This is a genomic window from Burkholderia sp. Bp9012 (assembly GCF_003853825.1).
Classification (GTDB): Bacteria; Pseudomonadota; Gammaproteobacteria; order Burkholderiales; family Burkholderiaceae; genus Burkholderia; species Burkholderia diffusa.
Map to the genome: position 1 here is coordinate 118,975 of NZ_QTQA01000005.1, position 19,992 is coordinate 138,966.

Annotated in this window: 19 protein-coding genes; 5 read left to right on the plus strand and 14 right to left on the minus strand. The window is 69.2% G+C overall.

Annotation, left to right across the window (positions count from 1 at the left end; genetic code table 11):
- Positions 1-160: 160 nt before the first annotated feature.
- Positions 161-370, plus strand: a complete 210-nt coding sequence (locus tag DIE11_RS08575) for a hypothetical protein (protein ID WP_124622848.1) — start codon at positions 161-163, stop codon at positions 368-370.
- A 10-nt stretch (positions 371-380) separates the two neighbouring features.
- Here DIE11_RS08575 and DIE11_RS08580 read toward each other — a convergent pair whose 3' ends face one another.
- The 9 genes from DIE11_RS08580 to DIE11_RS08620 all read right to left on the minus strand — a co-directional run bounded on the left by DIE11_RS08580 (position 381) and on the right by DIE11_RS08620 (position 10,346).
- Positions 381-1,034 (minus strand): hypothetical protein, encoded by a 654-nt coding sequence (locus DIE11_RS08580; protein WP_124622850.1) that lies wholly within the window; start codon positions 1,032-1,034, stop codon positions 381-383.
- Positions 1,035-1,827: 793 nt separating this feature from the next.
- The gene (locus tag DIE11_RS08585) at positions 1,828-2,601 is read right to left on the minus strand and encodes an SDR family NAD(P)-dependent oxidoreductase (RefSeq protein WP_124622852.1); all 774 of its coding nucleotides are present in this window, start codon (positions 2,599-2,601) and stop codon (positions 1,828-1,830) included.
- A gap of 37 nt (positions 2,602-2,638) precedes the next feature.
- Positions 2,639-4,225, minus strand: coding sequence for a FadD3 family acyl-CoA ligase (locus DIE11_RS08590; protein ID WP_124622854.1), 1,587 nt, complete (start codon positions 4,223-4,225; stop codon positions 2,639-2,641).
- Between the two features lie 46 nt (positions 4,226-4,271).
- The gene (locus DIE11_RS08595; RefSeq protein WP_124622856.1) at positions 4,272-5,321 is read right to left on the minus strand and encodes a ferredoxin--NADP reductase; all 1,050 of its coding nucleotides are present in this window, start codon (positions 5,319-5,321) and stop codon (positions 4,272-4,274) included.
- 10 nt (positions 5,322-5,331) lie between these two features.
- Positions 5,332-5,523 carry a hypothetical protein gene (locus DIE11_RS08600; RefSeq protein ID WP_124622858.1) on the minus strand — a complete coding sequence of 64 codons (192 nt, stop codon included), beginning with the start codon at positions 5,521-5,523 and terminating at the stop codon, positions 5,332-5,334.
- Between the two features lie 37 nt (positions 5,524-5,560).
- Positions 5,561-6,079 carry a flavin reductase family protein gene (locus DIE11_RS08605; RefSeq protein ID WP_124622859.1) on the minus strand — a complete coding sequence of 173 codons (519 nt, stop codon included), beginning with the start codon at positions 6,077-6,079 and terminating at the stop codon, positions 5,561-5,563.
- Positions 6,079-7,836: an FAD-binding protein gene (locus DIE11_RS08610; RefSeq protein WP_124622861.1), complete on the minus strand. Its 1,758-nt coding sequence runs from the start codon at positions 7,834-7,836 to the stop codon at positions 6,079-6,081. The genes DIE11_RS08605 and DIE11_RS08610 overlap by 1 nt, the downstream gene beginning before the upstream one ends.
- Positions 7,837-7,846: 10 nt before the next feature.
- The gene (locus DIE11_RS08615; protein WP_059600552.1) at positions 7,847-9,040 is read right to left on the minus strand and encodes an acyl-CoA dehydrogenase family protein; all 1,194 of its coding nucleotides are present in this window, start codon (positions 9,038-9,040) and stop codon (positions 7,847-7,849) included.
- Between the two features lie 166 nt (positions 9,041-9,206).
- A complete protein-coding gene (locus DIE11_RS08620) occupies positions 9,207-10,346 on the minus strand; it encodes an LLM class flavin-dependent oxidoreductase (RefSeq protein WP_059600601.1) in 1,140 nt (379 codons plus the stop codon).
- A 260-nt stretch (positions 10,347-10,606) separates the two neighbouring features.
- Here DIE11_RS08620 and DIE11_RS08625 point away from each other — a divergent pair, with 260 nt between their 5' ends.
- Positions 10,607-10,957: a VOC family protein gene (locus DIE11_RS08625; RefSeq protein WP_057925050.1), complete on the plus strand. Its 351-nt coding sequence runs from the start codon at positions 10,607-10,609 to the stop codon at positions 10,955-10,957.
- Positions 10,958-11,239: 282 nt separating this feature from the next.
- Positions 11,240-12,628: a DHA2 family efflux MFS transporter permease subunit gene (locus DIE11_RS08630; protein ID WP_124622863.1), complete on the plus strand. Its 1,389-nt coding sequence runs from the start codon at positions 11,240-11,242 to the stop codon at positions 12,626-12,628.
- A 29-nt stretch (positions 12,629-12,657) separates the two neighbouring features.
- Here DIE11_RS08630 and DIE11_RS08635 read toward each other — a convergent pair whose 3' ends face one another.
- Positions 12,658-13,038, minus strand: a complete 381-nt coding sequence (locus tag DIE11_RS08635; protein WP_124622865.1) for a DUF4377 domain-containing protein — start codon at positions 13,036-13,038, stop codon at positions 12,658-12,660.
- Between the two features lie 240 nt (positions 13,039-13,278).
- Here DIE11_RS08635 and DIE11_RS08640 point away from each other — a divergent pair, with 240 nt between their 5' ends.
- Together DIE11_RS08640 and DIE11_RS08645 are read left to right on the plus strand one after the other, a co-directional pair.
- A complete protein-coding gene (locus DIE11_RS08640) occupies positions 13,279-14,454 on the plus strand; it encodes a helix-turn-helix transcriptional regulator (protein WP_059600602.1) in 1,176 nt (391 codons plus the stop codon).
- Positions 14,455-14,618: 164 nt separating this feature from the next.
- Positions 14,619-15,812, plus strand: a complete 1,194-nt coding sequence (locus DIE11_RS08645) for a tyrosine-type recombinase/integrase (protein WP_124622867.1) — start codon at positions 14,619-14,621, stop codon at positions 15,810-15,812.
- 21 nt (positions 15,813-15,833) lie between these two features.
- On the opposite strand, the gene DIE11_RS08650 is transcribed toward DIE11_RS08645, so the two are convergent.
- From DIE11_RS08650 to DIE11_RS08665, 4 genes are all read right to left on the minus strand, one after another.
- Positions 15,834-16,052, minus strand: coding sequence for a YXWGXW repeat-containing protein (locus DIE11_RS08650; protein ID WP_059600556.1), 219 nt, complete (start codon positions 16,050-16,052; stop codon positions 15,834-15,836).
- Positions 16,053-16,117: 65 nt separating this feature from the next.
- Complete coding sequence (locus tag DIE11_RS08655) at positions 16,118-17,281, minus strand: DUF1501 domain-containing protein (protein ID WP_124622869.1); 1,164 nt, start codon at positions 17,279-17,281, stop codon at positions 16,118-16,120.
- Positions 17,282-17,283: 2 nt separating this feature from the next.
- Positions 17,284-18,678: a DUF1800 family protein gene (locus DIE11_RS08660; RefSeq protein ID WP_124622871.1), complete on the minus strand. Its 1,395-nt coding sequence runs from the start codon at positions 18,676-18,678 to the stop codon at positions 17,284-17,286.
- A gap of 399 nt (positions 18,679-19,077) precedes the next feature.
- A complete protein-coding gene (locus DIE11_RS08665) occupies positions 19,078-19,923 on the minus strand; it encodes a GNAT family N-acetyltransferase (RefSeq protein ID WP_124622873.1) in 846 nt (281 codons plus the stop codon).
- Between the last annotated feature and the right edge of the window lie 69 nt (positions 19,924-19,992).

Genomic DNA, 19,992 nt, shown 5'->3' on the forward strand with positions numbered 1-19,992 from the left:
GGTTCAGATTCCGTTGTTCGTGAAAGGATTCTGGCCGGTCGGGGATGGCGTCACATCGTCTGTTGGGACGAGAGCCTGCGGGGAGAGAGAGCGTGGCGCGGCGGGTGCGCGCAGCGAAACGATGCCGCGTTGCTGCGGCGCCGCAGACGACATTGCAGTGATGACGCTCGCTTCGTCAGGTGACGCAACGGGTGTCCAGCTCGCCAATCCGGGCATCTACGACGGCGGAACACCGATCACGTTCGGCGGGCAGGCGGTCGCGCTGAATGGCGCATGGAACGGCACGCCGCAGCAGACGCTTGCCGTCGCGAAACAGCAGGTGGCCGTGAGGGTCGCGCCGGTGAGCGCCGCGCTGATTCGCATCCGGTAGCACGTCCGGCTCAGAAGCGGTACGAGATCCCGATCTGCAGGACCGGATACCACCGATACCGCGACATCATCCGGTTCAGTTCGTCGAGGCCGCTGGAGGTCAGGATCTGGCTCTTCTGCGGTCCGGCCGCGGCGGCGAGTTCCGGCGACAGCGTGTACGAGCAGCGCGGAATCCCGTATGCGACACCCAGATCGGCGACGAAGCCGAGCCCTTTCGACGCCGGCCGATGCCCGTAGCCGATCCCGACATACGGCATCACGGTCGGATAGCGCGCCTCCGCGACCGCGTACATCCCGGGCAGCGCCGGGTAGCGCTTGCCGGCGAAGACGTAGGTGCCGTTGGTGGGCACCGACACGCCGCGGATTTCGTCGTCGGTGAAGCGCAATCCGATCGTCGCGCGAAAGCCGCTGCCGCGCCATGGAAAGATGTCCGCATACAGGCCGCCTTGCCGCAGCTTGATGTCGTCCTGATAGCGATTGCCGGCCACGGTGAAGTCATGCGTCAGATTGATCGCATTGAAATCCGCGTGTGCGCCCAGCACGGAGTTGAAGCTCACGGCCGCGCCGATGCCGACGCCTTGCGTGCCGCCCTGCAGGTAGATTTCCTGCGCGTGCGCGCCAGCCGCGAACACCATCGCCAGCGCAGCCCATTGGTTCATTGTCATTTTCACGGGCGTCTCCCCGACATGTGCCGGGCGCGCCGACCCGCCGCGTGCAGCGCATGCCGCCACGCGCAGCGGGCCCCCCGGCACGACATCTCGCAAGCAAGCTTGCTATTTGACGGATCACACGTGTGGTGTCCGTTCGTGTCGCCGATACGACGCATTGCGCGTCCGACACGACCGGCCACCATCCTGCGGCGCGATCCGATCCCCGATATTTCGATGTCATTGCGTGCCGCTCCCGCGATTCGTCGTTGCCATCGGTCGCGGTTGTGTCGAGCGGCCCCGGCCTAACCGCAAGGCGTGTGCCATGCGGCGCGGACCGGCGCGGGACAAGCGTCGCGGCCTGACGTCCGGGGTTACGCGGGAGGGAATCGACGGAAATGTTTCAGAAGCGCATCTGTTTTCGGCGCGTCAGCGCCGTGCCCGATGCCGGGAAGCAGCGAATCGGGCGTCGCGACGCGCGCCGGGAAAGCGTGCGCGGCCGTCGGCGCACGCGAAGTCGCCGCGGCCGGCAAGCGCGTGTGACGCCACGCACGGAAGAAAATGTTTCATCAACGTGACCTCGCGCGAACCGCTCGTGGTCCGAGAGGCGAGATCGCGCGATACGGGTCAGGGTGAATACCGAGGACGATGCGTGCGCAACCAGTCGCTGGTGAGATGGCCGTTCATACGCATCGATGCATGCAATGTGGGCCGACGATACCGTTCGCCGGCGGTATGCAGATCCGGCGCCGGGAGCAACTGACGCGTTCGTCTGCCGAGCCCGCTCGTCCGAGCGGGCCCAGTGCATCCGCTACAACCCGTACCCACCGGACACGTTCAACTGCTGCCCCGTGATGTAGTTCGCGCGGTCCGACGCGAGAAACACCGCCGCGCGCCCGATATCGTGCGTCTTGCCCCAGCGCTTGAGCGCGAGCATTTTCTGCGTCTCGTCGATCCATGCCTGGTCGAACTGCCCTTGTTCGAGCAGCACCGGAAACATCCCCGCCTCGATCACGCCGACCAGGATCGAATTCGCGCGAATCTCGTGACGGCCCTCCTCGCGCGCGAGCCCTCTCACGAGCGCCTCGTTCGCCGCCTTCGGCGCGACCGACAATCCATCGCGATCCGGCCAGCGCAGATGCCCGGCCGAGCCGAGCGTCACGAACGAGCCGCCGCCCGACGCGCGGAAATGCGGCAACACGGCCTTCGCCGCGTTGAAGAAGCCGACGGTCTCGACCTCGATCGCGCGCCGCCAGTCGTCGTGCGTCATGTCGCCGATTCGGCGCTGGTTCACGAACGGGCCGGCCGCCCACACGATCGTGTGCACGCGGCCGTGCGCGTCGATCGCTGCCGCGAGCGCCGCATCGATCTGCGCGGGATCGGTCACGTCCACGCAATGCGTGGTGGCCGCGACACCCGCGCCGCGCAGGTCGCGCGCGACCCGCTCGGCCACGTCGGCCTTGCTGCGATAACCGAGCGCGACCGGCACGCCGGCGCGCGCGAATTCGAGCGCGACGCCCTGCCCGATCCCGCCGCTGCCGCCGAACATGAGCACCGCGCCCTGTGGAAATCCCGTATCGTTCATGCGTTCATCCCGTTGGTGACATATCGCGCGCCGGCAGTCAGGCCGCCGCTTCGGTTCCCGCGCGCAGCCGGTACTTCAGCACCTTGCCGGCCGCGCTCGTCGGTAGTTGCTCGACGAACGTGAAGTGCCGCGGCACCTTGTAGTTCGCCATGTTGCTGCGCGCCCAGTCGTTCAGCGCGGCGGCGTCGGTGTGCGCGCCGGGACGCAGCACGACGTACGCATGCCCGACTTCGCCGAGCCGCGTATCGGGCACGCCGACCAGCGCAACCTGCGCGATCGCCGGGTGCGCGGCCAGCAGCCGCTCGATCTCGGCCGGATAGCAGTTGAAGCCGCCGACGATGAACATGTCCTTGATCCGGTCGGTGATCTTCAGGTTGCCGTTCGCGTCGACGCAGCCGAGGTCGCCGGTATGCAGCCAGCCGTCCGCGTCGACGGTTTCGCGCGTCGCGTCCGGCTGGTTGAAGTAGCCGCGCATCACGTTGTAGCCGCGCACCCAGATCTCGCCGGTCTCGTCTGGTCCGAGCGCCGCGCCGTCCTGCCCCGCGATACGCAACTCGACGCCCGGCATCGGCCGGCCCGACGTGCAGGCGATCGTCTGCGCGTCGTCGCCATGACGGCACAGCGTCGCGAACCCGCACGATTCGGTCAGCCCGTAGCCGGTCAGCACGGTCTCGAAGCCGAGCTCCGCGCGCATCCGCTCGATCAGGCTCGGCGCGATCGCGGCCGCGCCCGTCACCGCGATCCGCAGCGACGACAGGTCGCGCGTCGCGCGATCGGGCGCATCGAGCAGCGCGTAGTACAGCGTCGGCGGGCCGGGCAGCACTGACACGCGTTCGTCGGCGATGCGCCGCAAGACGTCGGCGGGCTGGAACACGAGATGCGGCAGCACGGTCGCACCGCTCGACAGTGCGGCGAGCCAGCCCGCCTTGTAACCGAACGTATGGAAAAACGGATTGACGATCAGGTAGCGGTCGTCCTGGTGCACGCCGGCGATCGTGGCCCACGCCCGCGCGGCCCGCAGGTTCTGTCCGTGCGCCGTCATCACACCCTTCGGGCGGCCCGTCGTGCCGGACGTGAACATCAGGTCCATCACGGTATCCGGTGTCACCTGCGCCTCGCGCTCGCGCACGGCGGCGAGCGGTACCGCCGCGCCGCGCGCGAGGAACGCGTTCCAGGTTTCGTCGCGCGAGCCGGACAGCGGGTCGCCGTCGAACACGACGACGCGTTCGAGCGTCGCGGGCCGGTGCGGCGCGAGCATCGCCGGATAGGATTCGCCGAGGAAGGTGCCGCAGCAGAACAGCAGCCGCGCGCCGCCGTCGTGCAGGATGCCGCCCACCTCCATGCCCTTCATCCGCGTGTTGACCGGCACGAGAATCGCGCCGACGGTGTGGATCGCCAGCGCCGCGACGATCCATTGCGGCAGGTTCGGCGCCCATACGGCGATCCGGTCGCCTGCGTCGATGCCGCTCGCGAGCAGCGCGCGCGCCGCTTCGAGACGCGCCGCATCGAGTTCCGCATAGGTCAGCCGGCCGTGTTCCGACTCGATCGCCGGATGCGCGCCGTGGCGCGCGGCAGCCCGCGCGATCAGCGCGGGCGTGGTGAGGATTTCGTTGTCCATCGTCATAGGCATCGCAACAGGGTTGCCGCGCGCGCCGCCGGCGCGCCACGGCTCAATCGGGGAACACCACGCGCAGCGCGTCGCTCGCGGGCCGCGCGCGGCAGGCGAGCGTCCAGCCGGCCGCGATCTCGTCGTCGTCGAGCACGTGGTTGCCGTCAAGCGCCACTGCCCCGCGTTCAACCCGGCACATGCATGCGCCGCACTGCCCCATCCGGCAGGAATTCGGTGCGGGCAGCCCGGCGCGCAGCATTGCGTCAAGCAGTGTTTCGCCGGGCGCGCTGTCGAACGCGAACGCCTCGCCGTCGAGCACGGTCTCGATCGCCGCGCCATCGCCGGAGTCGGCCGCAACGGTCGTTGCGGACGATGCCGCCGGATCGGCCTGCGCCGACGCATCGGGCAGCGACGCGAAGCGCTCGACATGCACGCGCGCACGCGGCAGCCCGAGGCCGAGCATCGCGGCGAGCGCATTCTCCATGAACATCGCCGGCCCGCAGATGAACGTTTCCTGCTGGCTGAACGGCCGCGCGAGTTCCTCGAGATGCCGCTGCTGCGGCACGCCCTGCACGCTGTCGAGCCAGTGGATCACGCGCAGGCGCCCCGGATGGCGGTGCGCGAGCTGCTGCAGTTCGTCGCGGAAGATCACCGAGCGCTCGTCGCGGTTCGCATAGATCAGCGTCAGCATCCCGCGGCCGTGCACGAGCGCCGATTTCAGGATCGACAGCACCGGCGTGATGCCGCTGCCACCCGCGAACAGCAACAGATCGCCGTCGAGCGTGCGCAGCGTGAAGACGCCGGCCGGCGGCAGCACGTCGAGCGCATCACCCGCACGGATGTGGTCGCACAGCCAGTTCGACGCGCGACCGTCGCGCACGCGCTTGACGGTGATCTTCGGTGCCGCATCGATGCCCGGCGCGCTCGACAGCGAATAGCAGCGTGCGACGGTCGCGTCGGCACACGGCACGTGCAGCGTCAGGAACTGGCCGGGCCGGTATGCGAACGCATCGCGCAACGCGGCTGGCACGTCGAACACGAACGAACATGCGTCGTCGCTTTCGGCAATGACGTCGGCAACGGTCAGCCGGTGAAAACGGGAATCGCTCATCGCCGGCTCCTCATGCCGCACCGGCCGCATGCCGGTCCGTTTCGCTCGTGCGGACCCGTGCCGGGTTCGACGCGAGCGCCGGTGCGATGCCTGCGAACGCATTGAGCACCTGCGTTGCCGCAGCACCGATCAACAGCACAAGCGCTCGCATGATCGTTGTGTCCGCACCGTTCGCGATATTGCGGTTCAGTCTGCGTGTCATGAGTCGTCTCTTTCCGATGCGGTCAGGCGTGCGGCCGTCACGCGGCCGCGCGGTTCGCGGGCGCGCCGGGCGTCGTATACGCGCCGTCGAGATAGACAAGCGGATCGACGTCGCCACTCATCAACACTTCGCGGATTCGCCCGATGAACACCGTATGCGTGCCGTATTCGAAACGCCCGTCCTGCTCGCACACGAGGCTCGCCTGCGAATCGTGCAGATACGGGACGCCGAGCGGCGACGTGCGCCACTCGCCCGTCGTGAAGCGCGCCTCGCCCTTCAGGCGGCCGCTGCAGTCGATCGCGATGCCTTCGTGGCGTGCCGACAGCACGTTCACGCAGAACGGCGCGCCCGCGTCGAGCGGCGGATACAGCGACGCATTGCGGTTGATGCAGATCAGCAGCGACGGCGGATCGGTCGACAGCGAATCGACCGCCGTCGCGGACATCGAGTAGCGCCGGCCGTTGTGCGCACTGCTGATGACCGTGACGGAGCGCGCGAGGCGGCGCATCGCCAGCAGCATGTCGGTGCGCAGCGGATGGGTAGTGAGATCGCTCATCATTGGACTCCGTCAAGTTCAGTCGTGGACGGCCGGTCTGACCGTCCGCCGGCGTCGGCCGCCTGCGCGGCCAGGTGGTCGGCGGCGATGAATCCGAAGGTCATCGCCGGACCGAGCGTCGAGCCCGCGCCGGGGTAGCTCGCGCCCATTACCGATGCACTGGTGTTGCCGATCGCGTACAGGCCGTCGACCGGCGCGCCGTCGGCGCGCAGCACGCGCGCGTGCCCGTCGGTCACCAGCCCGCCCTTCGTGCCGATGTCGCCCGCGTCGATCCGCACCGCATAGAACGGCGCCTCGTCGACCGGGCCGAGACACGGATTCGGCTGGTTTCTCGGATCGCCGTAGTACGTGTCGAACAGGTTGTCGCCCTTGCCGAACGCTTCGTCGATACCGGTTGCCGCGTAACGCGCCATGTCGCGCAGCGTGTCGCTCAGCCCGGCCGCGTCGACGCCGATCCGCCCGGCGAGCGCATCGATCGTGTCGGCCTTTACGAGCACGTCGCGAAACGCGTCCGGAATGCGCGAATCGGGCATCATCGGTGCCGGCATGATCGGACCGCACGGATACTTGCGGCGAAAGCGCGCGTCGAACACCATCCACGCCGGCACGCACGCGCCGGTGCGCGCATGGTCGCGATACATCGCCGGCACGAATTCGGAATACGGCGCGGCCTCGTTGACGAAGCGCTTGCCGAGGCCGTTGACGATCACGCAGCCCGGCAGGTTGCGTTCGACAAACAGCGCACGCTGCTTCTCCTCGCCCGCGACGCCGACCGTCGGCGCGCCCCATACGTGTTCCATCAGCGCGAGTGCGCCGCCGAGCCGGTGGCCTTCGGCGATCGCGTCGCCGGTGTTGGCCGGCGGCGTCGCGCTCCATTGCATCTGCGTCGGTTGCGGCAGGTAGCGTTCGCGCATCGGCTGGTTGCGCTCGAAACCGCCCGCGCCGAGGATCACGCCGCGCCGCGCGACGATCGTCACCGGCTGCCCGAAGCGCTGCACACGCACGCCCGTCACGCGGCCGTCGACCTCGAGCAGGTCGCGCATCGGCGTGTCGAGCCACACGGGCACGTTGCGGTCGAGCAGCGCGCGGCGCAACCCGCCGATCAATGCATTGCCCAGTGTCAGGCGCCGGTCGCGCCGCGTGCGGCGGCGCACGCCGAAATCGAGCCAGTACCGGCCGAATTGCGCGATCGCGAGCTTCATGAAGCCCGGCCCGCGCGAGAACAGCGTGTGCGCCTCCTTCGACGTCACGGCCACGCGGCCGCCGATCAGCGTGCCGGGTGAAGGCGGACGCAGCCGGTCGAGTTCGTCGCCGAGCAGCGCGCCGTCGAACGGCAGCGGATCGAGCGCGCGATAGCCCGGCATCGCGCCCGGCAGCCTCTGGAAATAGTCCGCGTACTTCGGCAGCGCCTGGTAGCGCACCGGCGTCTTGGTTTCGAGGTAACGCAACATCTCGGGCGCCTGGTCGAGATACGCGTCGAGCCGCTCGCGCGACGACGCGCCGGCCGTGCACGCATCGAGATAGCGGCGCGCGGCCTCGCGCGTATCGGTCACGCCGAGTTCCGCGATGTGGTGGTTGCACGGGATCCAGATGCCGCCGCCGGAGATCGCCGACGTGCCGCCGTACAGCGCCGTCTTCTCGATCACGACGGCGGACAGCCCGCGGTCGGCCGCGCGGCATGCCGCGAGCAGCGCGCCCGCGCCGGAGCCGACGACCACGACGTCGAACACGTATTGCTGCGCTTGCGTGTCGTTCATCGCGACCTCGTCAGATGAAGTAGTCCGTGTTCTCGCGGCCGAGCATCACGGCGCCGAGGTTCTGGCCGAAGCGGTCCACGTTGTTCGCGTAGTGCGCGCGGGCCGCGTGCAGGTCGAGGAAGCGGCGCACCAGCGGATTGCGGTGATAGATGCCGTTGCCGCCCGCATAGCGCAGCAGCGCGTTCGCGGCCTGCGCGCAGCGCTCGGCGACCTGCGCGGACTGGTAGCGGAAATGCACGCGACGCTCGATCGACACGGCCGGGCCGCCCGTCACCGATGCCATCAATTCTGCGAAATTGCGCTTGAGCAGCACCTTCATCTCGTCGATCGCGACGGCCGCGTTCGCGCACGCGTTCTGCGCACCCGGATCGTCGGTCGTCTTCGCGCCGCTGTTGGCCGACACGCGCGTGGCCGCATAGCCGGTGAAATCGTCGAGCGCGCCCTGCAGCGCGCCGATGCACGACGTGCATACCGCGCGCACGAAGATCTGCGCGAACGGCAGCTTGAACAACGGCGCGTCGTTGACGGCCAGGCCCGGGCTCGTGCCCATCATCCCATCGAGCGCCTTGTGCGTGCGGTAAGCGGGCACGAATGCGTCGTCGACGACGATGTCATGGCTGCCGGTCGCGCGCAGGCCGAGCACGTCCCAGTCCTGCTGGATCCGGTAATCGGATTTCGGCAGCAGGAACGTGCGGTATTCCGGCGGCTGGCCGGCTTCGGCCGGCGGCACCAGCGCGCCGAGGAACACCCATTCGCACAGTTCGCTGCCGCTCGAGAACTTCCAGTGGCCGGACAGCCGGAAACCGCCTTCGACCGGCGTCACGCGGCCGACCGGCATGTAGGTCGACGCGATCAGCGTCGCGGGATCCTTGCCCCACACGTCCTGCTGCGCGCGTTCGTCGAACAGCGCGAGCTGCCAGTTGTGCACGCCCACGACGCCGTATACCCATGCCGTCGACATGCAGCCGCGCGCGAGCGCCATCTGGATGTCGAAGAAGGCTTGCGGATCGAGCTCGTAGCCGCCGTAGCGCTTCGGCTGCAGCACCTTGAAGAAGCCGGCGGCCTGCATGTCGGCGATCGTCTCGGCCGGGATGCGGCCCTGCGCTTCCGCCTGCGCGGCGCGGCCGGCCAGCGTCGGCGCCAGGGCCTCGGCCCGGGCGATCAGCGTGGTGGCCAGTGCGTTCGAATCGTTGTCGCGGTGCACGAATGTCTCCTGTGATACGGGGCGCGCGCGGCGGCGCGCATCCCGGTCTCTCTCTAAGTGGTTCGTCGCGGCCGGCGCCGCGAGCCAGGGCTCCTGCCGACGATGGTCGGGCTCGCGCGGCCGCGCCGCATCGTCCGAAGGGACGACGGGCGCGGCCCGCCCCGCCTTACGCGCAGGCGCGCTCCTTTTCCTTGTTGAAGAACGGGATCACGTGCTCGCCGATGTTGCGGATCGTCTCCATCTGCGCTTCGTGCGGCACCGTGCCCATCTGGCACAGGAACAGCACTTCGTCGACGCCGGCTTCCTGCAGGCGGCCGACATAGCCGATGCAGTCGTCCACCGTGCCGTATGCGTGGTTCGGGTTCATCATCGCGAGCGCCGGGTCGGCGAAGTTCACGACGACTTCCTCCGACGCGAAGCGCGAGCGGATCACCATCTCTCCGGTGTCGGCCTGCACGAGGTCGTCGCCCCACTTCGCCGGGTCCGGACGCTCGCCGCCCGTGTACCAGTACGCGAGCGACTCCATGAAGTAACGCTGGCCGCGGATGCCGATCTTGCGGGCGGCCTGGCCGTCGGCCATCACGACCGTCGGGCACAGCGCCGCGAGGTGCTGGGTCGGGCGGAAGCCGACCTGGTCTTCCGGCTTGCGGTTCGCCCACGCTTCGCGGTACACCGCGTTCTTCTTCGCGACTTCGTCGGGGCCGCCGAAACCGAGCACCAGCGCGCCCATCCCGCGCTGGCCGGCGCGCAGCAGCGCGTCGGTATTCGTGCACGCGAGGTACATCGGCGGGTGCGGATCCTGGAACGGCTTCGGGTGGATCGGGCGCTTCGGGATCTTGATGTACGTGCCGTCGTGCTCGATCTCGTCCTGCACGAACATCTTCGGCACCAGGTACATCGACTCGTCGATCATCGGCTGCAGTTCGTTGAGGTCGTAGCCGAACGCACCGGCTTCCTGCTGGCTGCCGCCCTTGCCGACGCCGAAGTGCACGCGGCCGCCCGACAGGATGTCGAGCAGCGCGACGCGCTCCGCGACCTTGATCGGATGGTTCATAGCCGGCGGCAGGCACACGACGCCGTGGCCGAGGCCGATGCGCGTCGTGCGGCCGGCCAGGTACGCAAGGAAGGTTTCCGGCGCGCTCATGTGCGCATAGTTGGTCAGCGACGTGTGCTCCACGCACCAGATCGTGTCGAAGCCGACCTGCTCGGCGAGCAGCGCCTGTTCGACCGTCTCCTTGAATACCCGGTGGTCGCCCTCGCGCGATGCGTCGGTGGTCTGGGCTTCGTAGATGAGGGAAAACTTCATTGCGTGCGTCTCCATGTATGTTGGACGAGTCGGGGTCGTGCGGCCCGCCCGCACGATACGGACGAATAGCGACGGTCCACGGATGGGAGTGTCGGCGCGCGGGCCCGCACGGGCATCGTCTGTTTGGAGTAACGGCATGCATGCGGGGACAGAGGGGTTTCACCGTCATCCGAACAGACTGCGTCGCGGCCGGCACCGCGCGCTAGCATCGAATGACGGCCCGGTGCGGACCGTACACATCAAGACGAGGGAGAGAGGGAATGAAGGTATCGATGCTGTTGTATCCGGTCGACGACATCGACACGGCCTTGCCGCTGTTCGTCGACGGGCTGGGCCTGAACGTGAAGTTTCGGGACGGCGACCGCTATTGCGCACTCGACGGCGGCCCGCTGACGATCGCGCTGGTGGCCGGCGACGAGCAGATCGTCGAACGCGCGGCGCTCACGCTGCGCGTGGACGAGGACGACGACCTTTACGCGGCCATGGCGCGGGTCGTGAAGGCAGGCGCGTCGGTGCGCGTGCCGGTGCAGGCGGGGCCGCACGAATACCGCGCGGTGCTGGAGGACAGGAACGGCGCGCTGCTGGTGATTTCGCAGAAACGCGCCGCATGACGCGGCCACGTGTGGCGCGCATGCCACGCGATCCGGCCGGCGGAAACCCGGCCGGATGCCGCAGGAACGATCGGTGTCGGGTAATGAGCCGGGCGGGATCGAGCGTCCCGCCTCTTCATCGGCGATGTCGATGACGGTCAGTGCCATCACGCGGCTTCCCGATGGCCACCGGAATCGGTACCATCGGACGTTTGTAGACCGGTCGTGCGCCGGCGCGAGCCTGCCGGGCCGCGTCGCCCGTCACGTCGCCACCGCGCCGGTCGCCGCACTTCCCGTTTCGTCATGTCCCGCGAACCCTCACACTCCGCGCTGCTGTGGATCGTCGCCGCCGCGTTCTTCATGCAGTCGCTCGACACGACGATCGTCAACACCGCGCTGCCGTCGATCGCGCAAAGCCTGCATGCTTCGCCGCTCGCGATGCAGCCGGTCGTGGTCGTCTACACGCTGACGATGGCGATGCTCACGCCGGCGTCCGGCTGGCTCGCCGACCGGTTCGGCACGCGCCGCGTGTTCTCGCTCGCCATCCTGGTGTTCTCGCTCGCGTCGATCGGCTGCGCGGCGTCTCACACGCTCGGCCAGCTCGTCGTCGCGCGCGCCGTGCAGGGCATCGGCGGCTCGATGCTGCTGCCGATCGGTCGGCTCGCGGTGTTGCGCCGCGTGCCGGGCGAACGGTACGTCGCGGCGATCGCGTTCGTGTCGATCGCCGGACAACTCGGCCCGATCGTCGGGCCGACGCTCGGCGGCTGGCTCACGCAGGCGATTTCCTGGCACTGGGTGTTCATCGTCAACGTGCCGGTCGGCGTGGTGGGCTTCATCGCGGTGCAGCGCTTCCTGCCGCACGATCAGGCGATGCAGCCGCCGCCGTTCGACTTCGTCGGCTGTGCGCTGCTGTCGGTCGCGATGATCGCGCTGTCGCTCGCGATCGATCCGCCAATGCCCGCGCACCGCACCGGCTGGGCGATCGGGCTCGCCGTGCTGGGCATGGCGAGCGCGCTCGCGTACCTGCCCCATGCGCGGCGCCGCGCGCAGCCGCTGTTCCGGCTCGGGTTGTTCCGCGAACCGAACTTCGGCTCGGGGCTGCTCGGCAACCTGCTGTGCCGGATCGGCACGAGCGCCGTGCCGTTCATGCTGCCGCTGCTGATGCAGGTGCAGCTCGGCTATACGCCGCTCCAGTCGGGGATGATGATGCTGCCGGCCGCGATCGCCGGCGTGATCGCGAAGCGCTGGATCGCGCCGCTCGCGACACGCTTCGGCTATGCGACGTTCCTGGTCGTGAACACGGGGATCGTCGGCTGCGCGATCGCGGGGTTCGCGCTGGTCTCGGCACGGCCCGCGCCGGCGCTGGAGATTGCGTTGCTGATCGTGTTCGGCGCCGCGAACTCGATGCAGTTCGCCGCGATGAACGCCGTGACGCTGAAGGGCCTGTCGCATGCCGACGCCGGCAGCGGCAACAGCCTGTTTACGATGATGCAGATGCTGGCGATGGGGCTCGGCGTGTCGATCGGCGGCGGACTCGTGAACCTGTTCGCCGCGCATTGGGGCTCGATGGCGAACGGGTTCATCCTGTCGTTCGTCTGCATGGGCTCGGTCACGCTGCTGTCGTCCGTCGTGTTCCGGCGCATCGATACTGCCGCGCCGCCGAGGCCAGTCGCGCCGCGGCAGTCCGCGTAAGCGGCGCCGCGGGCGGCCACGACCGGCCGTCAGTTCACCTGGCGGCGCTCGACGACCCGCTTGAGCACCCAGCGGATCGACGAGCCGTCGGCCGGCGGCTGCGCGACGCGGTATTCGTCGACTTCCAGCACGTATTGATAGCCCGGCTGGTACGCAAAACCCTCGATACCCGCATACCACAGGCTCCACGGCTCCGCCGGGCTGCTGCGCACCTGCAGGCACTCCATCGGCGCGACGCCCGTGCAGCGCGCCGCCTGCGGCGCGACATAAACGGTCCTGGTCACGGGCCGGCCGTCGGCCGGGCGAGCCGCGCGCGCGTCCGTCGCGGCCGCTCCGGTCTGGCATCCGGCGAGCAGCATGCTGCCGGCGATCACGGCCGCGCCGAGCAGCGTTCTGGTCTTGCGAATCATCGGGTGTTCCTCAGGAAGCATTGGCGGGCCGATTAGACGAACGCTCCTTCGGGAAAGTTCACGAATGGCTTACAACGGCATGCCGCCACCCTCATTCGTGGGATGTCGTGCGTGCGCCGGCGCGCTACCGTATTCCGGTGCAGGCCGCCGCGCGCCGCCGTCGGCGGTCCGGATACGCCCGTGCACGCACCCGCACGCCCGGCGCACCGCGACCGGGCGCTGCAACAGGAGACAACCCCGATGACCACGGCGCCCCCGGCCCTTCCCCCGAGCCTTGCCCGATCGAGCCTGACGCTCGAGCAGTTCGACGCGCTGCTCGCGACAATCTACGAAGGCCCGCTGGAAGACGTGCCATGGGGCGGCGCCCTCGAACGGATCCGCGTGCATCTGGACGCGAACTACGTGACGATGATCCTGCGCTGGCCCGCCGGCGGTCACGCGGGGCTGATGATCAATGCGTCCGGGCACGGCGCGCCGCTGCCGGGCGTCGCGTCGTACAACAACTACTATTACGCGCTCGATCCGTTCGTGAACCTGCCGAGCGATCGTGTCGTCACCGTCGACGAGTTGCCCGGCGTCGGCGTGTGGCGCGGCAGCGCGATGTATCGCGAGTTTCTCGAACCGTTCGACGTCGGCTACCTGATGGGCGCGGACCTGCGCACGCCCGACGGGATCGAATGCCGGTTCCGCGTGTGCCGCTCGCATCACGGCCACGCGTTCTCCGTGACCGACAAGGCCGTCTGCAACGCGTTGCTGCCGCACCTGAAGCGCGCGGTGCGACTGCATGCGAAGTTCGGGATGGTCGAATCGGAGCGCATGCTGTACGCGAGCACGATCGACCGCATGCTCGTCGCGACCGCGATCCTCGACGAGCGCGGCACGATCATGAAGACCAACTCCGTCGCGGACGAGATCTTCGCCGAATGCGACGGCCTGCGCGTGCGCGGCGGCGCGCTCGAGGCCTCGTATCCGCTGGAGGACCGCAAGCTGCAGAAGCTGATCCGGCAGGTGGTCGCGGAGCGCGCGGGCGGCGCGCCGACGGTCGCGCAGGCGATCGCCGTGTCGCGCCCGTCCGGCAAGCCGCCGCTCGGCGTGCTGATCCGTACGGTCCCGCTCAGCGAATGGTCGGAGGACAATCCGCGCCGGCCGGCGTGCGCCATCTTCATCCGCGATGCCGAACGCAAGTCGCAGGCATCGCACGACATCGTGCGCAAGCTGTTCGACCTCACGCCGGCCGAGACCGCCCTGGCGCTCGCGCTCGTCAACGGGTCGACGCTCGAGGAGGCAGCCGACGAACTCGACATCAGCAAGAACACCGCGCGCTCGCACCTGCGCGCGATCTTTTCGAAGACGGGCGTCACGCGGCAGGCGACGCTCGTGCGGACGTTGCTGAACAGCGTGTTGTCGCTGGGGTGACGTGGCCGTGCTCGTCCGTCACGCGCTTCGTCACCGGCCAGACACGCGCGATCGACGGCGGCTTCACCGCACGGCGATCGTGTATTACCATCGGCGCTTCCTCGTACGCTTCGTCGCGCCGCGTGCGCCCGCCCGCTCACCGGCGAGCCGCGCCACCTCTTCGCATGACCTCACCCGTTCCGTCCGGCGTTGCGCTGCGGCCGCAGCCGATCGATACGCTGACCGTGCCGGCCGCGCTCGACGGACGGGCGGGCACCAACCGCTCGACCAGCGCGCATCCTCAGATCGCCGCGACGCATGATCTCGACGCCGTGCGCGCGTGGCTCGCACGCTTCGTCGATACGCCCACCACGTTCCAGAACTACCGCAAGGAAGCCGAACGCCTGCTGCTGTGGGCCGTCATCGCGTGCGGCAAGCCGCTGTCGTCGCTCACGCACGAGGATCTCGTCGGCTACCGGCAGTTCCTGCTCGCGCCCGTGCCGGCCGACCTGTGGTGCGCGAACGGCGGCCGCAAGCATCCGCGCGGCGACCCGCGCTGGCGGCCGTTCTACGGGCCGCTGTCGGCGGCCAGCCAGCGGCAGGCGATGGTCATCCTGAACGTGATGTTCTCGTGGCTCGTGCAGGCCGGCTACCTGGCCGGCAATCCGCTCGCGCTGTCCCGGCAGCGGCAACGACGGCCCGCGCCGCGCGTCACGCGCCATCTCGGGCCGCCGCTGTGGCAGGCGGTCAAGGATGCGATCGCCGCGATGCCGCGCGACGACGCGCGCGCCGCCTTCCATGCGGATCGCGCGCGCTGGGTATTCACGCTGCTGTATCTCGGCGGGCTGCGCATTACCGAAGCAGCCGACACCACGATGGGACAATTCTTTGCGCGGCGCGATGCGAACGGGCGCGACCGCTGGTGGCTCGACGTGACCGGCAAAGGCGGCCGGCAGCGGCTCGTGCCGGCCACCGCCGAGATGATGGTCGAGCTCGCGCGCTACCGGCGCGCGCATGGCCTGCCCGCGCTGCCGGCCGACGGCGAACCCACGCCGCTCGTGCTGCCGGTCGGTCGCACGCGCAAGCCGCTCACGCGCGCGGCGCTGCACCGGATCGTGAAGCAGGTGTTCCGGTTCGCGGCCGAGCGGTTGCGTGCGCAAGGAAATGCAGGCGAAGAACAGGCGCGCGTGCTCGAACAGGCATCCGCGCACTGGCTGCGCCACAGCGCCGGCTCGCACATGGCCGATGGCCGCGTCGATCTGCGGCTCGTGCGCGACAACCTCGGGCACGTGTCGCTGACGACGACGAGCCAGTATCTGCATGCGGACGACGACTGGCGGCACAGCGAAACCGAGGAGAAGCACCGCATCGGGTGGTGAGCGGCGCGCCGTTCACGCGCTTCAATACACGGCCACCCAATGTCCGGGCACCCACGCCCAGTGATTGCCGGCCCAGCGGTAATGGCCCTTCGCCCAGCGATAACCGGGCGCCGGCGGCGGCGGCGCGACCTCGACGACCGGCGCGGGCTGCGGCGGCCGCGCCGGTTCCACCACGCACGCGGACATCAGCACGGCACTCGTCGTCGCCAACACGGCAAGCGATACGGATCGGATCTTCATCGTCGATTCTCCCTGTTGTGTCATATGTAATCGGCTGGCGGATGCGAGCGCGCGCATGCCGCGCGTCATGCGGTTCCGCGAACGAGGCCCGTCATCGGCCGCGTCGCGCCGCTTTGCGCGAACAACGTGGCCGCGGTATGGCCGGGATCGAGCCGCAGGCTTTCAGCGGCCGCGCCCGCGATCAGCGCATCGAGCGACGCGGTCGGCTTCAGGTCGCGTCCTTCGTGCAGGTCGCCCGGCCGCAAGCCCGGCCAGTCGGCGATCACGCGCCCGCCCGCGACCGCCCCGCCCGCCAGCATCGCGACCGACGCCTGCCCGTGATCGGTGCCGCCCGTGCCGTTCGCGGCGGCCGTGCGGCCGAACTCGGTCGCGACGAGCACCGTGGTCTGCTGCCACACCGGCCCGAGGCCGTCGCGCAATGCGGCGAGCATCGTGTCGAGTGCCTTCAACTGATTCGCGAGCCGCGCGTTCTGCGCGCTGTGCGTGTCCCAGCCGCCCGTCTCGATCATCGCGATCCGCGGGCCGTCGTCGCGCGCGAGAAACGTCGCCGCAAGCTTGCCGACGCCCGCCGGATCCTGGCGCGCATGCGCATCGCCGGCGAGGCCCCGCGCGGCCATCGCCGACTGCCACAGCGGCCCGAGCTGCGCGTCCGCCTCGTAAAGCGCCGATACGCGCGCGAGCAGGTCGTCCGGCGCGGCCGGCAGACCGGACGCCGCATACGACGCGGCCTGCACGCTGCCGCGCAACGCGAGCGGCACCGTCGGCGCGAACGCGATCGCGCGGTCGCGCGTCGCCGGCAACATCGCGGCGAGCCGGTTGAGCCAGCCGTCCCTCACCTGGTACGGCGCGCGCCCGCCCGTCTCCAGCACGTTCTGGCCGTCGAAATGCGAGCGGTCGCGATACGGCGACGCAATCGCGTGGACGAACAGCGCCTGCTTGTCGCGAAACATCTGCGCGGTCTGCACGAGCGCCGGATGAAGCGCGAACATGCCGTCGATGCGTGTCGCCGCCGCAGCGTCGATCGCCAGCGGGCCGCGCAGCGACGCATACGCCGGTTCCGCATACGGGACGACGATGTTCAACCCGTCGGCGGCGCCGCGCTGGATCACGAACACGAAGCGCCGGTCGGTTTCGACGTTCGCGAACACGATGCGCGGCGCGACGAGGATCGCGCCCGCGCCGGCCGCGGCGATGCTCAGGAAATGTCGACGAGTCAAGGATCGGGCCATGTTCATCTCCGTTGGAAATCGGGCGACACGAGCAGCAGCGCGAGCGACGTGGTCGCGCTTTCGGCACGCGACAGCGCGGTCGCCGTCGACGCGCTCAGCGAGCCGGCCAGCAGCGTATTGCCGAGCGTGCGCGGGTCGAGCCGGTCGCCCGTGCGTGCAGCCAGCCGCTGCGCGATCTCGACGCGGCGCACCAGCGCGTCGGGCGCGGCCCAGCTCGCGGCGACGTCGTCGTAACCGGCCGGCGATCCGGGCCGCCATACCGGCTGGCCGAGTTGCGCGAGCAGCGGCGCGACCTTCAGGTCGCCCGCGTCGCGCCAGCCGAGCCCGCGCAGCGACGACACGGCCCACTCCCACGGCGTCTTGAACTTGCGATTGACCGGCGACCAGGCGTCGGGCGCATCGACCAGCGCGCGATAGACGGTCGGCAAATCGCCGCCGCTCGTCTCGAATGCGCGGGCGAGCCGGTCGGTGAGCGCAGGCGGCGGATTGTCGGCGACGAAATGGCGGGCGAGCTGGAACGCGATATGCCGGCCCGTCGCGGGCGAACGTGCCAGGTCGGCCAGGATCGCGCGTGCCTGCGCTTCGCCCTGCTGGTCGTAGGTGCGTCCCATCACCGTGCGTGCGCCCGGTTCGTGCAGCTTCGGACGGAACACGAACGCGCCCGGCGCCGCATCGCCGGGCTGCGGCCCGCGCCCGCCCGCGATGCTCCAGCCGGTCAGCGCGCGCGCGAATTCCGTCACGTCCGCTTGTGTGTAGCCGGTCCGCACGCCGAGCGTATGCAGTTCCATGATTTCGCGCGCGAGGTTCTCGTTGAGGCCGCGTCGCGCCGCCGGATTGCGGGCTTCGGCGCGCAGCGCGGCCGGGCTGTCGGGGCCGACCGAGCGCGCCTGGTCGAGGAACAGTTGCATTGCGGGATGCTGCTCGACGGCGACGAGCATGTCCTCGAAGCGGCCGAGCACGTGCGGGCGGATCGCATCGCGCTCGAATGCGCCCGCATACGCGGCCACCTGCCCCTTGTCGACCGACACCGCGAAATGGTTCGCCCAGAAATGCACCAGGCGCTCGACGAACGGCGCGGGCGTGACGAGCGCGCCGTTCAGTCGTGCGGCGACCGCGCTGCGATATGCGTCGTAGCCGTCGCGGCGGATCGACTGCTCGGTTGCACGTCTGGCCGCCGCGTCGTCGCTCGTCATCGCGTTGCGGGCCGTCGCGAAGCGCGTGGCGAGCGTGACCGCGTCGGGTTCGCCAGCCCATGCGGCCGGCCGTGCGTCGTAACGGTCGAACTGGGCGACCAGCGCAGCCTTCGGATCGACAGGCGGCGATTCGTCGGGCCGCGCGCCGAGGCCGAAACGGTTCAGCGCGATGGCGGCCGTTGAGATGTCGTTCGGATGGTCCATGAAGGGGGCTCTCGCGATGCGTACCCGTGTTTAACGGTGGCTGGCGGGAAATCCGTCGCTGGATGGACGAAATATTTCCGGTTCAGCTCGTAGACGTCGAATCTGCCGCTTCTTGCACGCGGCTTTCAACTGGCGTCGAGCATTCGCTTGCGCTGCCCGATCGCCGGATCGATCGCAACCACCGGCCGGTAGGCAAAAGGAGCATCGATGGCGGCCCGCGCCGTTGCGCGTGGCATCCACGGCATCGTGCGCGCGGAAACAATGTCCGACGCCAAGGCGTTCAACCAGAACCACACCGAGTTCGAATACTGGTTCGAGAAGTAGCCAGGAGACGGCGTCACGTCGGCAGACGCATGGGCAAATCCGGCGTCCGTTTCGGGCCGGCCATGCTCGCGACGATCACCCCAGCTCGAAAGACGTCACCCCGAACACGCGGTCGATCGCAATCGCGGGCGCTTCCTTCGTATACATCCGCGCGGTCTCGAACACGCTCGACATACCGTGACCTTCCGCCAGCGCGACGGCTGCGGGGTTCGTTTCCGGCACGTCGAGCACGATCACCTCGCCGGGCATGCGCGACGCCAGCGCACGAAACAGCCCCGTCGCGACATCGGCGTCATCGGCAAAGAGCGGGCCGATCTTGCAGCCCGCGTGGCAGCGGCGCACGACACCGTATCCGGCAACACGGCCCGCGTCGATGATCGCGAGCGCCACGGCATCCGGCTGCGCGATCCAGACGGAGACGAAACGCTCGCGCGCCGCCGGAAAACACCGGCGATCGTAGGCGAGCAACTGCTCGAACGGTACGTCGGCCGCTGCCGCAACCTGCGCGCACCCGATGCCGCCCACGCGCCCCTGATAGCGGATGTTGCGATACGCGAGCCGGAACCCTGACTTCCTGTAATTCGCCTGCTGGGCAACGACACCGTCCAGGCCGATGTTTCGTTCTCCAAGGTAACGCATGCCGTGCTGCCAGATGCGCATGCCGAGGCCTTTGCCGCGAAACTCCGGTTTCACGATGTAGAGACCGATGAAGCCGAAGTGTTCGTCATAAGCCACCGCCGCGAGGCAAGCGGCCGGCTCGCCGCGCCAGATGCCGACGAAGAAACCGGCCGGGTCCGCTTCCCTGAAACAACGCGCGTCGTGCCGGCCAGGGTTCCACCCTTCCGCGGCCGCCCATTCGACCGACATGGCCACTTCACTGGCCGACATGGTGCGCACGATAAAGTCTTCGCTTCGATCCATGGCTCGTCCTTGCCGCGGCTCTCGAGATTGCCGCCTCGCGTTGCGGTGCGTTCATCGGGAATGTGCTGC